The 13143-nt window shown below is 61.0% G+C and carries 13 protein-coding genes; 5 read left to right on the forward strand and 8 right to left on the reverse strand.

The window, feature by feature from the left end:
- Positions 1-173: 173 nt before the first annotated feature.
- The 4 genes from AO068_RS15865 to AO068_RS15880 are packed head-to-tail and all read right to left on the reverse strand — an operon-like array spanning position 174 to position 4912.
- Positions 174-1034 carry an efflux RND transporter periplasmic adaptor subunit gene (locus tag AO068_RS15865; protein WP_058408857.1) on the reverse strand — a complete coding sequence of 287 codons (861 nt, stop codon included), beginning with the start codon at positions 1032-1034 and terminating at the stop codon, positions 174-176.
- A gap of 23 nt (positions 1035-1057) precedes the next feature.
- Complete coding sequence (locus AO068_RS15870) at positions 1058-1258, reverse strand: DUF1656 domain-containing protein (protein ID WP_058408858.1); 201 nt, start codon at positions 1256-1258, stop codon at positions 1058-1060.
- Positions 1248-3434: an FUSC family protein gene (locus AO068_RS15875; protein ID WP_058408859.1), complete on the reverse strand. Its 2187-nt coding sequence runs from the start codon at positions 3432-3434 to the stop codon at positions 1248-1250. Before AO068_RS15875 ends, AO068_RS15870 begins: the two co-directional genes overlap by 11 nt.
- Entirely contained in the window at positions 3431-4912 is a 1482-nt protein-coding gene (locus tag AO068_RS15880; RefSeq protein ID WP_058408860.1) for an efflux transporter outer membrane subunit, read from the reverse strand. Before AO068_RS15880 ends, AO068_RS15875 begins: the two co-directional genes overlap by 4 nt.
- A 183-nt stretch (positions 4913-5095) precedes the next feature.
- Here AO068_RS15880 and AO068_RS15885 point away from each other — a divergent pair, with 183 nt between their 5' ends.
- Positions 5096-6043 carry a LysR family transcriptional regulator gene (locus AO068_RS15885; protein WP_002552240.1) on the forward strand — a complete coding sequence of 316 codons (948 nt, stop codon included), beginning with the start codon at positions 5096-5098 and terminating at the stop codon, positions 6041-6043.
- A gap of 87 nt (positions 6044-6130) precedes the next feature.
- On the forward strand, positions 6131-7105 hold the full coding sequence (locus AO068_RS15890) for a 2-hydroxyacid dehydrogenase (RefSeq protein WP_058400607.1): 975 nt from the start codon (positions 6131-6133) through the stop codon (positions 7103-7105).
- A gap of 36 nt (positions 7106-7141) precedes the next feature.
- Here AO068_RS15890 and AO068_RS15895 read toward each other — a convergent pair whose 3' ends face one another.
- On the reverse strand, positions 7142-8044 hold the full coding sequence (locus AO068_RS15895; RefSeq protein ID WP_057422374.1) for a DMT family transporter: 903 nt from the start codon (positions 8042-8044) through the stop codon (positions 7142-7144).
- Positions 8045-8180: 136 nt separating this feature from the next.
- On the opposite strand from AO068_RS15895, the gene AO068_RS15900 reads away from it, so the two are divergent.
- Positions 8181-9056 (forward strand): AraC family transcriptional regulator, encoded by an 876-nt coding sequence (locus AO068_RS15900; protein WP_058408861.1) that lies wholly within the window; start codon positions 8181-8183, stop codon positions 9054-9056.
- Here AO068_RS15900 and AO068_RS15905 read toward each other — a convergent pair.
- From AO068_RS15905 to AO068_RS15915, 3 genes are read right to left on the reverse strand one after another with little or no spacing between them, the layout of a single operon-like run.
- Positions 9045-9377: a DUF3325 domain-containing protein gene (locus AO068_RS15905; protein ID WP_058408862.1), complete on the reverse strand. Its 333-nt coding sequence runs from the start codon at positions 9375-9377 to the stop codon at positions 9045-9047. The genes AO068_RS15900 and AO068_RS15905 overlap by 12 nt on opposite strands.
- On the reverse strand, positions 9377-10918 hold the full coding sequence (locus AO068_RS15910; RefSeq protein WP_058408863.1) for a PepSY-associated TM helix domain-containing protein: 1542 nt from the start codon (positions 10916-10918) through the stop codon (positions 9377-9379). The genes AO068_RS15905 and AO068_RS15910 overlap by 1 nt, the downstream gene beginning before the upstream one ends.
- Positions 10919-10938: 20 nt before the next feature.
- Positions 10939-11283 carry a DUF3649 domain-containing protein gene (locus tag AO068_RS15915; RefSeq protein WP_058408864.1) on the reverse strand — a complete coding sequence of 115 codons (345 nt, stop codon included), beginning with the start codon at positions 11281-11283 and terminating at the stop codon, positions 10939-10941.
- A gap of 201 nt (positions 11284-11484) precedes the next feature.
- On the opposite strand from AO068_RS15915, the gene AO068_RS15920 reads away from it, so the two are divergent.
- Positions 11485-11988 carry a sigma-70 family RNA polymerase sigma factor gene (locus tag AO068_RS15920; protein ID WP_005746036.1) on the forward strand — a complete coding sequence of 168 codons (504 nt, stop codon included), beginning with the start codon at positions 11485-11487 and terminating at the stop codon, positions 11986-11988.
- A complete protein-coding gene (locus AO068_RS15925) occupies positions 11985-12962 on the forward strand; it encodes a FecR domain-containing protein (RefSeq protein WP_058408865.1) in 978 nt (325 codons plus the stop codon). The genes AO068_RS15920 and AO068_RS15925 overlap by 4 nt, the downstream gene beginning before the upstream one ends.
- Positions 12963-13143 lie beyond the last annotated feature (181 nt).

The following is a 13143-nucleotide window of genomic DNA, read 5'->3' on the forward strand; positions in this document are numbered from 1 at the left end:
AAACCGTCCAACTTTTGGGGGGCAGTTCACTGGAGCGTGCGGAACGATCACCTGCCTATCGTGCGACGCTCCTATTCGTCAATCCCAATGCTGGAGCGTAGGAAGCGATCATCGCACTTATCGTGCGACGCTCCGCGTCGCATGCCGTTCTGGACGCTCTGCGTCCTCTAGCATCAGCCGTCTATCGGCCTGACGATCACCGTGCAGGTCATTCCCGCAGCCAGCAATACGCTTTCCGGTACTGCGTCCAGATGAATGCGCACCGGCACGCGCTGGGCCAGACGCACCCAGTTGAAGGTCGGGTTCACGTCAGCGATCAATTCGCGACTTTGCGGGTTGTCGCGGTCGTAGATACCGCGTGCGATGCTTTCGACATGGCCTTTTAGCACTTCGCCACTCATCAACTGCATATCGGCAGGATCGCCCACGTTAAGGTGCGGCAACTTGGTTTCCTCGAAAAAACCGTAGACCCAGAACGAGTTCATATCGACCACGGCCATCTTCGCTTCGCCAATGCGTGCATAGTCGCCACGATGGACGTTCAGATTGGTGACGTAACCGTCCACCGCCGCCAACACCCGCGTGCGGGACAGATTAAGTTCGGCCGCTTCCAGTTGCGCCTGCGCCAGCTGGTAATCAGCCAGCGCCGAGGTGGCGACATTGCTCGCGTCGTCACGGTTTTCTGCCGAAATGACCAGTTCATCCATGTCGGCACGGCGCTTCGCGTTGAGCTTGCGCATCTCCCACGTCGCCTTGCGTGAAGCCAGCAACGCCTGCGCCTGGCGGACTGCGATCCGGTAATGTTCCGGGTCGATCTGCATCAGCAAATCGCCGCGTTTTACCCGTTGATTGTCGTGCACCGGCACATCGACCACGGTGCCAGACACATCGGCGGCTACATTGATGATATCGGCGCGTACTCGACCATCACGGGTCCACGGCGTATCCATGTAGTCGACCCACAGCGTACGACCAACCCAGAGCGCGATTGCCAGCACCAGCAACGTGGCAAGCAGGCTATAGAACTTTTTCATGGGGATATTTCTCGACTCAGGCGTCAACGATAAAGGGGCAGCGCCAGAGCGCCGAAGATGCAGATAAACACGCACAAGCGCAGCAAGGCCGGGTGCCAGAAATGCCGATACAGGTCAAAACCAGCCAGCAGACGATCCAGCGCCCATGCCAGAACGACAGCCAGCAGAAACATCAGCGTCAGGCTCGGCATGTACAGACCGTGGAAGGCTATTTCACGCGGCATGGGCCATTCCTGAATGGGCGCGTTCGACGCCATAGGCGGCCAGCGGCGATTGCGGGTCCAGCAGCGAGGTGCGGATAAAGTGCAGATAGCTTTTCACCCGACGCAGCACCGAGGTGTCGAAATGCGAGGCGAAGGGTTCATCGGCCTCCTGCACCCGTTTGATGGCCTGATCGACCGCCGACAGGCCGCGCTGCAGATTGACCGCATCGGGCTGGATGAACAGGCGTACCAAGGCGCGTCCCATGACGCGCAACGCGATGCGCCAGGGTTGGTATTCGGCGTAGGCCGGATGAATCGGCAGAATTGCCTGTTCGCGGCGCAGCTCGATAATGGCGTGGCCGATTTCCAGCACCACGAACATCCAGCGCAACAGCTCGCGCTGCACCAAGGGTTTGCTGATCGCCAGACCGTACGCCTGATGCATCAGGTCGCGGGTCTGGCTTTCGAAGCTTGAACCCAGACGCTTGAGCGGTGCGCCAATCGCAAACACCACCTGATTGCGCAAGGCCTGCTCCAGACGCTGCCACATCCAGCGGCTGTTGGGTGGCAGGATGATCGCCCCCGCTGCGGCACAGATCAGCATGCCGATGACCATCGCGAGGTAATCGTTGATGAAGGTGTAAGGGTTGTAGACCGTCAGGTTGTCCGGCACCGAGCCCAGGCTGAAAAAAATCAGCAGCCCCAGGCCGTATCCCGTCCACTGCGGACGTGAACCCAGAAAGGCGCCGAGCACAAACACCGGGGCCAATAGCAGGCACAGCAGCGGGAAGCCGTCGATGTGCGGGAACAGAAAAAAGGTTTCGACAAAACCCAGCAGTGCGCCGAGCAAAGTACCGCCGGCCATCTGCAACGACATGCGCCTGGGGTTGTGGGTGGTCGATGACAGCGCGACAGTCGCCGCCGAAGCCAGGACCATGCTCGCGCCGCTGGGCCAGGCTGTCAGCACCCAATAGGCACTCATCAGGCCGACTACGCAGGTCGCGCGGGCTCCGGACGCCAGGGCTGTCATCCAGTGGGTACGCGGCACGAATGAAGCGTTCCACTGCTCACGCGCATGGGTGTGATCGGCCAGCGATGCGTGGGTCAGTGCGTAATCATGCAGCTCGCTGACCAGCCGGTACAGCAGCTCGAACGCCGTATGAAAATCGAGTCGTTCGGCGTCGCTCGGCAGGGTGTGTTCCAGCTCGGCGCGCAGGCTTCTGACCCGCTCGGGCAACTGCGCCCTGCACGTCTCAAGGCGCGTGACCAGCAGCGCAGCATCATCATTGGTCAACGCGCGGTCGGCGAAGCCATCGAGCAGTTCTGCGAGGGTTTCAAGACCGGGACCGATGTACCTCAACACCGTATCGGCACGTTCCAGCCGCAGCCGTTCAAGCAACTGATGCAGTGCATTGAAGCGCGTCGTAACGGCCATGAACTCGCTGTTCAAGCGATTGAGCCGCCCGTTGCGCCGGCGCATGTGCGGGTCTTCGAACACTGTGACGCTGCGCAGCCCTTCCAGACCGATGGCCTCGGCGACGAAGCGCACGTTTCCGGTTTCAAATGCCGTGCGTGCAATCTCCCCGCGCAAACCCTCGGCCATGAAGCGAGCGAATACGCCGAAGCGCATATACAGAGCATTGCGCATGGCGGCACTGGAACTCTGCGGCAGAATTGCCGCACTCACCGCAGTGGAACAGAGGATCCCCAGGGTGATTTCCAGCACTCGCCACACCGCTGACATGAATGAACCTTCGGGGTGCGCCAGGGCGGGCAGCCCTACCATCGCAGCCGTATACCCCGCCAGCACAAAGCCGTAAGCGCGAAAGTTGCGATAACGTGCCGCACCTGCTGAGCAGACACCGACCCAGAGCGCCAGGCTGCCGAGAAACGGCAGCGGGTTTTGCGCAAACAGGGCCATCAGCAGCACCATCATGGCCGACCCGGCCAGCGTACCCAGCAGGCGGTAAAAACTTTTGGCAAACACCTGCCCGCTCTGCGGCTGCATGACGATGAACACGGTGATAATCGCCGTGTGCGGCTGCGGCAACTCCAGGCGCAGAGCCAGCCAGTACGTCAGAAATGCAGCGATCAATACCTTGAAAAGGTAAACCCAGGTCACCCCGTCACTGCGCGCCCAACTACGAAATTCACGACGCCAGGGCAGAGCGGTCACGCGTTCAAAGGCAGCAATCATTTCGCACACTCAAGATCAGCCGTGGTGTGTGAAGGATGGCAACCGCCGCTCTCCCCACCCAGCGCTACCACCAGCCCGGCATAGGCATTAAGGCGCGCAGCCTCGACCTGTTGCTGAATCTGCTGCTGGCGAAACAACTGGGTCCGTGCGTTGAGTACGTTCAGGTAATCGGTCAGCCCGCGCTGCCAGGCGATCAACGCAATGTCGTAGGTCTTTTGTGCCGACGCCACCGACTCGGCGGCAAGTGCCTGTTGCTTGTCCATCGAGGCGCGACGAATAAGCTGGTCGGAAATACTTTTCAACGCCGTCACCAGCGTCTGGTTGTAACGCGCCACGGCCTGGTCATACGCGGCCGACGCCTGCCCCAGCTGCGCCCGCAAGCGCCCGCCGTCAAAAATCGGCAAGCTGATGGCTGGCCCGACCTTGTAACCCAGCTTGCTGCCGGTCAGAAACTCCAGCATGCCGCCGCCCGTGGCCATGTAGCTCAGGCTGCCGACCAGATCGACATTGGGATAAAAGCCCGCATGCGCAACGTCGATACCACGCGCTTGCGCCGCAACCTGCCAACGAGCGGCCACCACGTCAGGCCGCCGCCCCAGCAGTTCAGCGGGCAATGCCGACGGCAATTTCAGCTCGGTGTGCAACGACAGCGTGGGCCGTTGCAGCGCCGCGCCCTCTCCCGGCCCCTTGCCTGCCAGCGCGGCCAGCTGATTGCGGCTCAGGGCGATGGCCTCTTGCAGCGCATCAATCTGCCGGTGGGCCTCGGGCAGTGGCGTTTCGGCCTGACTGATCTCGAAATGCGTGCCGATCCCGCCCTTGAGGCGACGCTGCGCCAGATCGAGTATCTGTTGCTGCTGGGCCAGCGCTGCCTCGGCGATGTCCAGTCGGGCGTATTCAAGGGCCAGCTGGATGTAGGCGCGAACCACGTTTTCCTGCAATTCGAGCTGCGCCTGACGCTGCTCGGCAGCACTCACGTGCGCCAGATCAAGGGCCTGCTCGCTGGCGTTGCGTTCACGCCCCCACAGGTCCAGCGCGTAGCTCAGGCCCAGCGACGCATTGTTGTCCCAGGTGCGAGTATCGGCCAGCGCTCCGGGACCATAAAACTGATCCTCGGGCCAGTCGTGGCGCATCAGGCTGGCACTGCCCTGCACCTGCACCGACTCGGATGACTCGGCGATCTGCGCCATCGCTCTTGCCTGGCGCACACGGGCAGCGGCCAGCGCCAGACCCGGGCTGCCAAGCGTAGCAATATCGACCCAGTGATTGAGTTGCGCATCGCCGTAGGCACGCCACCATTGCGCTGCGGGCCAATGGGCGTCGAGGGCAGCGCTCTGAATCGCCTGATCGGTGGCCAGGCTGTCCGCGTGCAGAAGACTGCCCTGCGGTTTGATTCCATGTGTTCCGATACAGCCGTTGAGGACCAGCGTAAAAGCCAGGATACCGACGGGCCAGAGCCCTCTGATGATGCGACGCGGCACAGCTGCGAGTTCCCGAACGGAGGTAATACACCTTGAATGGCGGCGATTCTAGGCGGCGCTTGACGCGGCGATAAGCGGGGATATTTGTGAATCTTTGTTACTGAAACGGCGATAATCCTTTGGTCTGGATACATGCATCCGTTACTTCATGTCACAATTTGCCATCTACTCAGAGAAGTACCCATGGACACCCTGCAAAACATGCGTGCCTTCAGTTGCGTGGCGCAAGCGGGCAGCTTCACTGCTGCCGCCGCCGTGCTGGATACCACCACCGCCAACGTCTCGCGCGCGGTCTCCAACCTTGAAGCACATTTACAGACGCGCCTGCTCAATCGCACCACCCGACGCATTGCCCTCACCGAAGCAGGCAAGCGCTACTTGTTGCGCTGCGAGCAGATTCTCGCCTCGGTAGAAGAAGCCGAAGCCGAAGCCAGCGACGCGCATGCCCGCCCGGCCGGGCAACTCAAGGTGCATTCGATGCCCGGCGTCGGCCAGCATTACGTGATTGACGCCATCGCCCGTTATCGCCGCAATCACCCTGACGTCGCGTTCGACCTGACCATGACCCACCGCGTGCCGGACTTGCTGGAAGAAGGCTATGACGTGTCGATCGTGCTGGCCAGCGAACTGGCAGACTCCGGCTTTGTGTCTCAGCGGCTGGGCATTACCTACAGCATCGTGTGTGCATCGCCCGAGTACGTCAAAACTTTCGGCATGGCACACAAGCCTGCCGACCTGCTGAATCACGCGTGTCTGCGCCTGGTCAGCCCGGTGTTCCCGCTGGACAAATGGCTGTTCGATGGCCCGGAAGGCCAGGAGATGGTCACCATCAACAGCTCGCCGCTGCTGGTCAATTCTGCGGATGCCATGAAAACCGCGATTTCCAGCGGCATGGGAATTGGCATTCTGCCGATCTATTCGGCAATAGAAGGGTTGCGCAACGGCACGTTGGTGCGAGTGCTGTCGGATTACCGCTCGCAGGAGCTGAACCTGTACGCCATCTATCCGTCACGCCAGTATCTGGATGCCAAGATCAGAACCTGGGTCGAATACCTGCGAGGTTCCCTGCCGGAAATTCTCGCGGCCGATGAGGCGGATCTGCATGTGCAGGCCCTCAAGTCCTCGTTCTGACATCGTACAACTGTAAAAAGCGGCTGCCAAAGAGCGGAGAGGAATGTTAGCGTGCTACTCATTCAACCGCTCAAGAGTGACTGCCCAATGAAAAAAACCGTACTCGCCTTCAGCCGTGTTACTCCAGAAATGGCCGAGCGCCTGGCACAAGACTTCAATGTGATCGTGCCCAACCCCAAGCTGGGCGACATCAGCGCCCAGTTTAACGAAGCCTTGCCTGAATCCCATGGGCTGATCGGCTCAGGCCGCAAGCTGGGTCGCGAGCAGCTGCAAAATGCAACGAAACTGGAAGTGGTTTCCAGCATCTCGGTGGGCTACGACAACTACGATGTCGACTACCTGAGCGAGCGCGGCATTCTGCTCACCAATACGCCGGATGTACTGACCGAGAGCACCGCCGACCTGGGCTTCTCGCTGATCATGAGCAGCGCCCGCCGCGTCGCCGAACTGGATGCCTACACCAAGGCCGGACAGTGGACGCGCAGTATCGAGCCTCCGCACTTCGGCACCGACGTGCACGGCAAGACGCTGGGCATCGTTGGCATGGGCAATATCGGCGCAGCCATCGCCCGTCGTGGCCGTCTGGGCTTCAACATGCCGATCCTGTACAGCGGTAACAGCCGCAAGACCGAGCTTGAAAAGGAACTGGGCGCACAGTTTCGCAGCCTGGACCAATTGCTGGCCGAAGCGGATTTCGTCTGTCTGGTAGTGCCACTGAGCGAAAAGACCAAACACTTGATCGGCCGTCGCGAACTGAGCCTGATGAAGCCCGGTGCCATCCTGATCAACATCGCCCGTGGCCCGATTGTCGACGAGCCCGCGCTGATCGAAGCCCTGCAGAACGGCACCATTCGCGGTGCCGGTCTGGACGTTTACGAAAAAGAACCGCTGCAAGAATCGCCGCTGTTCCAGCTCAAGAACGCCGTCACCCTGCCCCACATTGGCTCGGCCACCACCGAAACCCGTCAGGCGATGGCCGAGCGCGCTTATCACAACCTGCGCAATGCGTTGCTGGGCGAGCGGCCGCAGGACCTGGTCAATCCGCAGGTGTGGAAGGGCTAAGGCATTCCTGCTCTATAACCGAGGATGAACATCGACTCAGGCCAGTTTGCCGCCGACCAGGACGGCAACCGGCCTGGTCTTCCTGAACACCAGCACATTGCCCGCCATCACCAGCACAAGCCCGAGCAAGGCAGCCACGGTCCACTGGTAGCCTTCGACCCACGTCGAGATGTTCAGCGCCACAATCGGGAACAGCACAGTGCAATAAGCTGCGCGTTCCGGCCCCATGCGCCCGACCAGGGTCAGGTAGGCGGTGAACGCAATCACCGAGCCGGGAATAACCAGGAACAGCAGTGAGCCTACGTAACGCGTGTTCCATTCGAAGGTGAACGGCGTGCCGCTGAGCAGGCAGTAGAGGCCAAGTATGGTCGCCCCGTAGAACATTCCCCATGCATTGGTGGTCAGTGGACGCAGGCCGGCTTTCTGTTGCAGGCTCGACAGCATGTTGCCCGCCGAGAAGCACAGTGTGCCCAGCAGGGCCAGGCCCAGACCGATCAGGGTCTCGCGGCTGGCGCTGTGCCCGGACAGCTCGGGCCAGAACAGACATGCCAGCCCGATCAGGCCCATGGCACCACCGGCCATAACGTTACCGGCGATTTTCTGGCGAAAGAACACCCGCGCATTCAGCGCATTCCACAGCGTCGAAGTCGAGAACACCACAGCGATCAGCCCGCTGGGTATCCACTGGCTGGCCGTGTAGAAACACATGAAGTTGACGCAGAACAGGCACACGCCTTGCGCAAGACAAATCAACTGACCACGACGGTTGACCGGTTGCAGACGCTTTGTCAGCAACAGAAATGCAAACAGCACCAGCGCCGCCAGCGCGAAGCGATAGACAATCGATACCGGAATCGCGACATCGCCGAGTTGAAGTTTCAGGGCGATCCAGGTCGTACCCCAGATCAGCACAGTCAGCAGATAAAGCGAAATGTTCATGGTGCAGGCTCCTTGATGAGCCATCAGTCTGCTGCGTGCCGGTCTGCCAGCGCTTGCACAATCTTGCGCATTTGCTTCAAGCGCTACTGGCAGCGGCGTCGCCAGCGAGTAGGATACAAATCCTAGAGGAATCGTAATGCCCGCTATTGAATCCATCCAGGTCTTTCAGGCCCTGAACAGTTCACCCAATGCCAATCTGGAGCAGAGCGCGCCGCTGGGCGACGGGTTGGTGGCGGCGTTGTGGAACAATCGGCATGACTCGCAGGAATATCACGCACCGACCCACCACACGCTGTCGTGCTACATCGAGGACGGCACCGGGACCTTTCGCCGCGGCAGACCCGACCAGAAAGGTGCGCCGGGCAAGCTGTGCATCTTGCCTGCCGGTCATGAGTCCGCCTGGGTGGTGAACGGCGAGATCCGTCTGGCGCATCTGTATTTCAGCCCGGAACAGTTTGCGCTGGGCTGCGTGACACTACTGGATCGCGAGCCGCGTGAGATGCAACTGCGGGAAAACACCTTTCTGGAAGACCCCGCACAAGCCGCACGCTTCCGGCAGTTGATCCGCCTGAACTGGGCAGAACCCGGTGAGCGTTTGCTGACCAGCAGCCTGGCGCACGAGATGGTCAGCCATGCGTTGCTCAGTCAGGTAGGGTTGCGCGAGGGGTTGCGCCTGAAAGGCGGCCTGGCACCACACCTGCGGCGGCATCTGGTGGACTTCATCGAAATGCACCTCGCCGACCCGCTGAGCCTCGGTCAACTGGCAGGCCTGTGTGCGCTGTCGGAATACCACTTCGCGCGAATGTTTCGCGAAAGCTTCGGCTTGCCGCCACACCAGTACTTATTGGCGCGACGTATCGAACAGGCTCGCCAGTTGTTGCGCAGCACCGGCAAGCCATTAGGCGAGATAGCGCTGGCCTGCGGCTTTGCCAGCGCCAGCCATTTCAGCAATCGGTTTCGTCACGCCGTGGGGGCCACGCCGGGCGAATACCGGCTGGCGTTAGGCCAATAATTGACTCACGGCTGCCAACGGGCTGAGCAGCACGCCGCATCCTGCCAGCGCCAGCACCCAACGCGGCCGGAACGGCAGCAACGCAACCAGCAACACCGCACTGCTCATCAATGCGGCGAACCAGTGCACCGTGCCCATCATCCAGCCATCAGCCTGAACCGCCGCCCATGACGACAACAGCAGCGCGCCCCAGCCAACCAGCTTGAGCACCCGACGCCGCTGTTCGGTAAACGGCCCCTTGAGCAGTTCGCTGTAATGGCGCGCCATGGACAGGCACAGGCAGGTAAACCCTACGTAGCACAGCACGGCAGCCAACAGCATCAGTGGCTCTCCTGAGGTGTGGGCTGCAAGGCAACGCCGGATGTTTTACGGGCGGGTACAGCCGTGAACTTCAGTGCCGCCCAGCCAAGAAACAGCCCGGTGACCAGCGCCGTCAGGTCAAAGGCCGTCATTACCCAGCTTCCCGACATCAGCGAACCCAGCAGATAGCGGCCGCTGGTCAGCAGATCGAGCAGCGGCAGCCCGGCAAACAGCACCGCGCCCAGCCCCAGTTGTTCGCGCCATGCACTGCGCCCTTTGCGCACCAGGGCGTGCAGCACTGACAACGCCCAGCATGTGAAGAACACGCTGACTTCCCAATCGGCACGCCCGATGAAACCCGAAGGCAGCAGACGATTGGCCCAGAAGAAGCTGGCCACGGCAATCATCAACCCGGACATACTGGCGATGTTCAGCACCTCCACCAGACGCAACTCCAGTGGCAGCACGCCGGTTTTAGCGTGCTTGAGCTGACGCTTGCCCAGCCACATCACCAGCCCGGTGCCGATCATTGCGGTTCCGGCGCCCCCGAAAATGAAGTACATCCAGCGCAGCAGCGGCTCGGCGAAATGGCCTACATGCAAACCGTACATCCCGCTGGAAATCAGCAGCGCGACCGGGCGCTCGGGTACTTCGTTCAGCAACGCGCCGCTCGCCCCGCTGAACGTCAGCGCCCCGCCCCGATCCGGCACGATGCTGCCCTTGTCATCACGCGTCAGCAGAACCGAGGCGGTGCTGTCGCCCGGATTATTGACGATCACCCTACCCACCTGCCCGCTGTCCCACTTCGCGTTCGCCGCATTGACCAACGGCGCAAGTGCCACCAGCGGCGCAGGTTTGCCTTCTCGCTTGAGCATTTCCGGGGTCGGATAGGCTTCGCGGTAGAACGCCTGAACCGTGTCGTACTGGCTGAGGATGCTCGCGGGCATCACCATCGACATGAAGATCACCAGACTGCTGTAAGTGATCATCAGATGGAACGGCAACACCAGCACGCCAAGCGCGTTATGCCCATCCAGCCAGGAACGCTGGCCCTTGCGTGGACGAAACGTGAAGAATTCTTTGAAGACTTTTTTGTGAATGATGATGCCGGTGATCAACGCGACCAGCATCACCATCGCGGCGCTGGTTGCCAACCATCGGCCCCAGGGATATGGCATCTGCAGTTGATAGTGAAACCGGTAGAAGAAATCGCCACCGCGTGTGTCACGCGCCTGCACCTCACTGCCGGTCTGCGGATCGAGCAGCTTGCGTACGAAGTTGTTGCGCTGGCCCTGTTTGCCTTCGGGCAGCCAGCCGACCATCAGGCCGGGCGTGCGCTGATCGGGCAGACTGATGAACCAGCGCGTAGCCCCGGCGGCATGGCTTTGCAGATAATCCTGAGCCCGCTGCACGCTGGCACCGGCATCCAGAGCGCGCACCGGAATTTCCGGCTGCATCCACTGGGTAATTTCATCCTTGAAGTAGGAAAGCGTGCCGGTCAGAAAAATAGCGAACAACAGCCAGCCGAACAGTAAACCGACCCAGGTGTGCAACCAGGCCATCGACTGACGAAAACCCTCTTTCACAATAGCCACCGACCGCAGGCGCAGGCAGCCGCCAGCAATGCGCACGGCGCCAGCACTCCGACCCAGGCCTGCAACGCCGTGCGGCAGGCAAAACACCAGAGCACCGCGACCAGATAAACCAGAAAGGACAGCATCATGCCTGTCACCACTGCTTCGGCGCGGGGGATGGGCAGCCACTGCGCAACGCAGATGCTGACCACTGAGGCGAGCACATAACCGGCAAACACGGCCGCCAGCGCCCGCGAGGTAACGGCAAGCCGATAGGCAACCGTCAGGCCCTTGCTTCTGGATTTCGCCATGCGTTTTTCCGGCAGCGAACCGCTTGCGGTGGTGACATCCATCAAAGGGTCTTCATTGATTCATCAAATCTGGGAAGCCGGATCACCAGCCCTCGGGAAGAGGCCGCGATGAATGCCAGCTGTTTGCGCCATTCGTCCCTGAGTGGGATAAATGAACCGCAATATTAATGATAAATATTCTCATACGCAAAAGAGTCTGCCAGAATCCACGCCATCAACGAGTCCCCGTGGATTGTTCCCGTGATGCCCATCGCCCACTCCGCTCTCAATCACACTGTCGAAAGCCTGTACAGGGCACACAACACCTGGCTGACGACCTGGTTGCGACGCAGGCTCGGCTGTCCGCACAGCGCAGCGGATCTGGCCCAGGACACCTTCATCAAGGTATTGGGCGCACGCGATACGCCGCAGATCATCGAGCCTCGCGCTTTTCTGACGACGATTGCCAAACGTGTATTGTGCAATCACTACCGGCGTCAGGACCTGGAGCACGCCTACTATCAGGCGCTGGCTGAGCTGCCGGAATGCGTGGCACCTTCGGAAGAAGAGCGGGCGATCATTCTCGAAACCCTGGTGGAACTCGATCAACTGCTGGACGGCCTGCCGGTGCTGGTCAAGCGGGCGTTCCTGATGTCGCAGGTCGACGGGTTGAGCCACGGCCAGATTGCCGCCGAACTGGGCATCTCCATCGCAACGGTCAAACGCCATCTGAACAAGGCCGCACTGCGCTGCTATTTCGCCTTATGAACCCGAGCAACGAGTCCTTGAACAAATCCGACATCTCGCCTGGCGTAGCGCAGCAAGCGGTCGGCTGGCTGCTGGAAATGCAGGAAGGCACGCTGGATGCGCGTCGTCAGCAGGCCTGGCAGCTCTGGCTCAATGGCAACGCCGAACATCAGCGGGCCTGGGCGCATATGCAGCGGGTCAATCAGCGCCTCAGCGGGCTGTCTTCGCCGCTGGCGCATGCGACACTCAATGCGCCGAAATCCGCCAGCCGTCGGCACGCTCTGAAACTGCTGTTGTTGCTCGGCGCAGGCTCGGCAGCAGGCTGGAGTCTGCGCGAGCAGATCGCCCTGCAACCCTTGCTGGCCGACTACAACAGTGGCGTTGGCGAGCAGCGCAAGGTGGCCTTGAGCGATGGCAGTCAGGTGCAGTTGAATACGGCCAGCGCGGTCGATGTGCGTTTCGATGCACAGCAGCGCCTGATCAAGCTGTTGCAGGGCGAAATCCTCATGACCGCCTCGGCGGACAGCCGCCCGCTGAGCCTGTTGAGCGCCGAGGGCACGGTCAGGGCATCGACAGGCGCCAGCCGTTTCAACCTGCGCCAGCTGGATGGGCGCACGCAATTGGCGGTGTTTGCCGGAGCCCTTGAAATAGCCCCTGCCGGCAAAAGCGGCCCCGGTTTAATGCTGCGGGCCAGCCAGCAAGTGACCTTCAGCCGTGATGCCTGGGACAGCGTGAAACCGATAGATGCGGGCAGTGGCGCGTGGGCGGACGGGATGCTGGTGGCGTCGCGCATGAAGCTGTCCGACTTCCTCGCCGAGCTGGGCCGCTATCGACGCGGTCGTTTGAACTGCGATGCAAAAATCGCCAGCCTGCTGATTTCCGGCAGCTATCCGCTGGCCGACAGCGAGCGCATCCTCGACATGCTGGAACTCGCCCTCCCGGTGCATGTACAACGCCTCACCCGCTATTGGGTGAACGTGCAGGCGCGGGTTTGATGTCTCCTCAAATGCTGACCGCTCGCTCCTGCGTTCCAGTGTTTATGGAGATACCGAAATACGAGGCTGAAACCACGCTAACTATCGTTCCCACGCTCCGCGTGGTAATGCAGTTCGTGACGCTCCGCGTCACACAACTCTGCGATTCAGTGAGATTTCGGCTCGACTCAAGTCACCTTTT

Source organism: Pseudomonas sp. ICMP 3272, from assembly GCF_001466905.1.
GTDB lineage: Bacteria > Pseudomonadota > Gammaproteobacteria > Pseudomonadales > Pseudomonadaceae > Aquipseudomonas > Aquipseudomonas amygdali.

Bases quoted from the DNA above. Each gene is read 5' to 3' on its own strand.
- AO068_RS15885 (WP_002552240.1), top strand. From the start codon at position 5,096: ATGGACACCCTGCAAAACATGCGTGCCTTCAGTTGCGTGGCGCAAGCG.
- AO068_RS15900 (WP_058408861.1), top strand. From the start codon at position 8,181: ATGCCCGCTATTGAATCCATCCAGGTCTTTCAGGCCCTGAACAGTTCA.
- AO068_RS15905 (WP_058408862.1), bottom strand. From the start codon at position 9,377: ATGCTGTTGGCTGCCGTGCTGTGCTACGTAGGGTTTACCTGCCTGTGC.
- AO068_RS15915 (WP_058408864.1), bottom strand. From the start codon at position 11,283: ATGGATGTCACCACCGCAAGCGGTTCGCTGCCGGAAAAACGCATGGCG.
- AO068_RS15895 (WP_057422374.1), bottom strand. From the start codon at position 8,044: ATGAACATTTCGCTTTATCTGCTGACTGTGCTGATCTGGGGTACGACC.
- AO068_RS15910 (WP_058408863.1), bottom strand. From the start codon at position 10,918: ATGGCCTGGTTGCACACCTGGGTCGGTTTACTGTTCGGCTGGCTGTTG.
- AO068_RS15920 (WP_005746036.1), top strand. From the start codon at position 11,485: ATGCCCATCGCCCACTCCGCTCTCAATCACACTGTCGAAAGCCTGTAC.
- AO068_RS15925 (WP_058408865.1), top strand. From the start codon at position 11,985: ATGAACCCGAGCAACGAGTCCTTGAACAAATCCGACATCTCGCCTGGC.
- AO068_RS15865 (WP_058408857.1), bottom strand. From the start codon at position 1,034: ATGAAAAAGTTCTATAGCCTGCTTGCCACGTTGCTGGTGCTGGCAATC.
- AO068_RS15875 (WP_058408859.1), bottom strand. From the start codon at position 3,434: ATGATTGCTGCCTTTGAACGCGTGACCGCTCTGCCCTGGCGTCGTGAA.
- AO068_RS15890 (WP_058400607.1), top strand. From the start codon at position 6,131: ATGAAAAAAACCGTACTCGCCTTCAGCCGTGTTACTCCAGAAATGGCC.
- AO068_RS15870 (WP_058408858.1), bottom strand. From the start codon at position 1,258: ATGCCGCGTGAAATAGCCTTCCACGGTCTGTACATGCCGAGCCTGACG.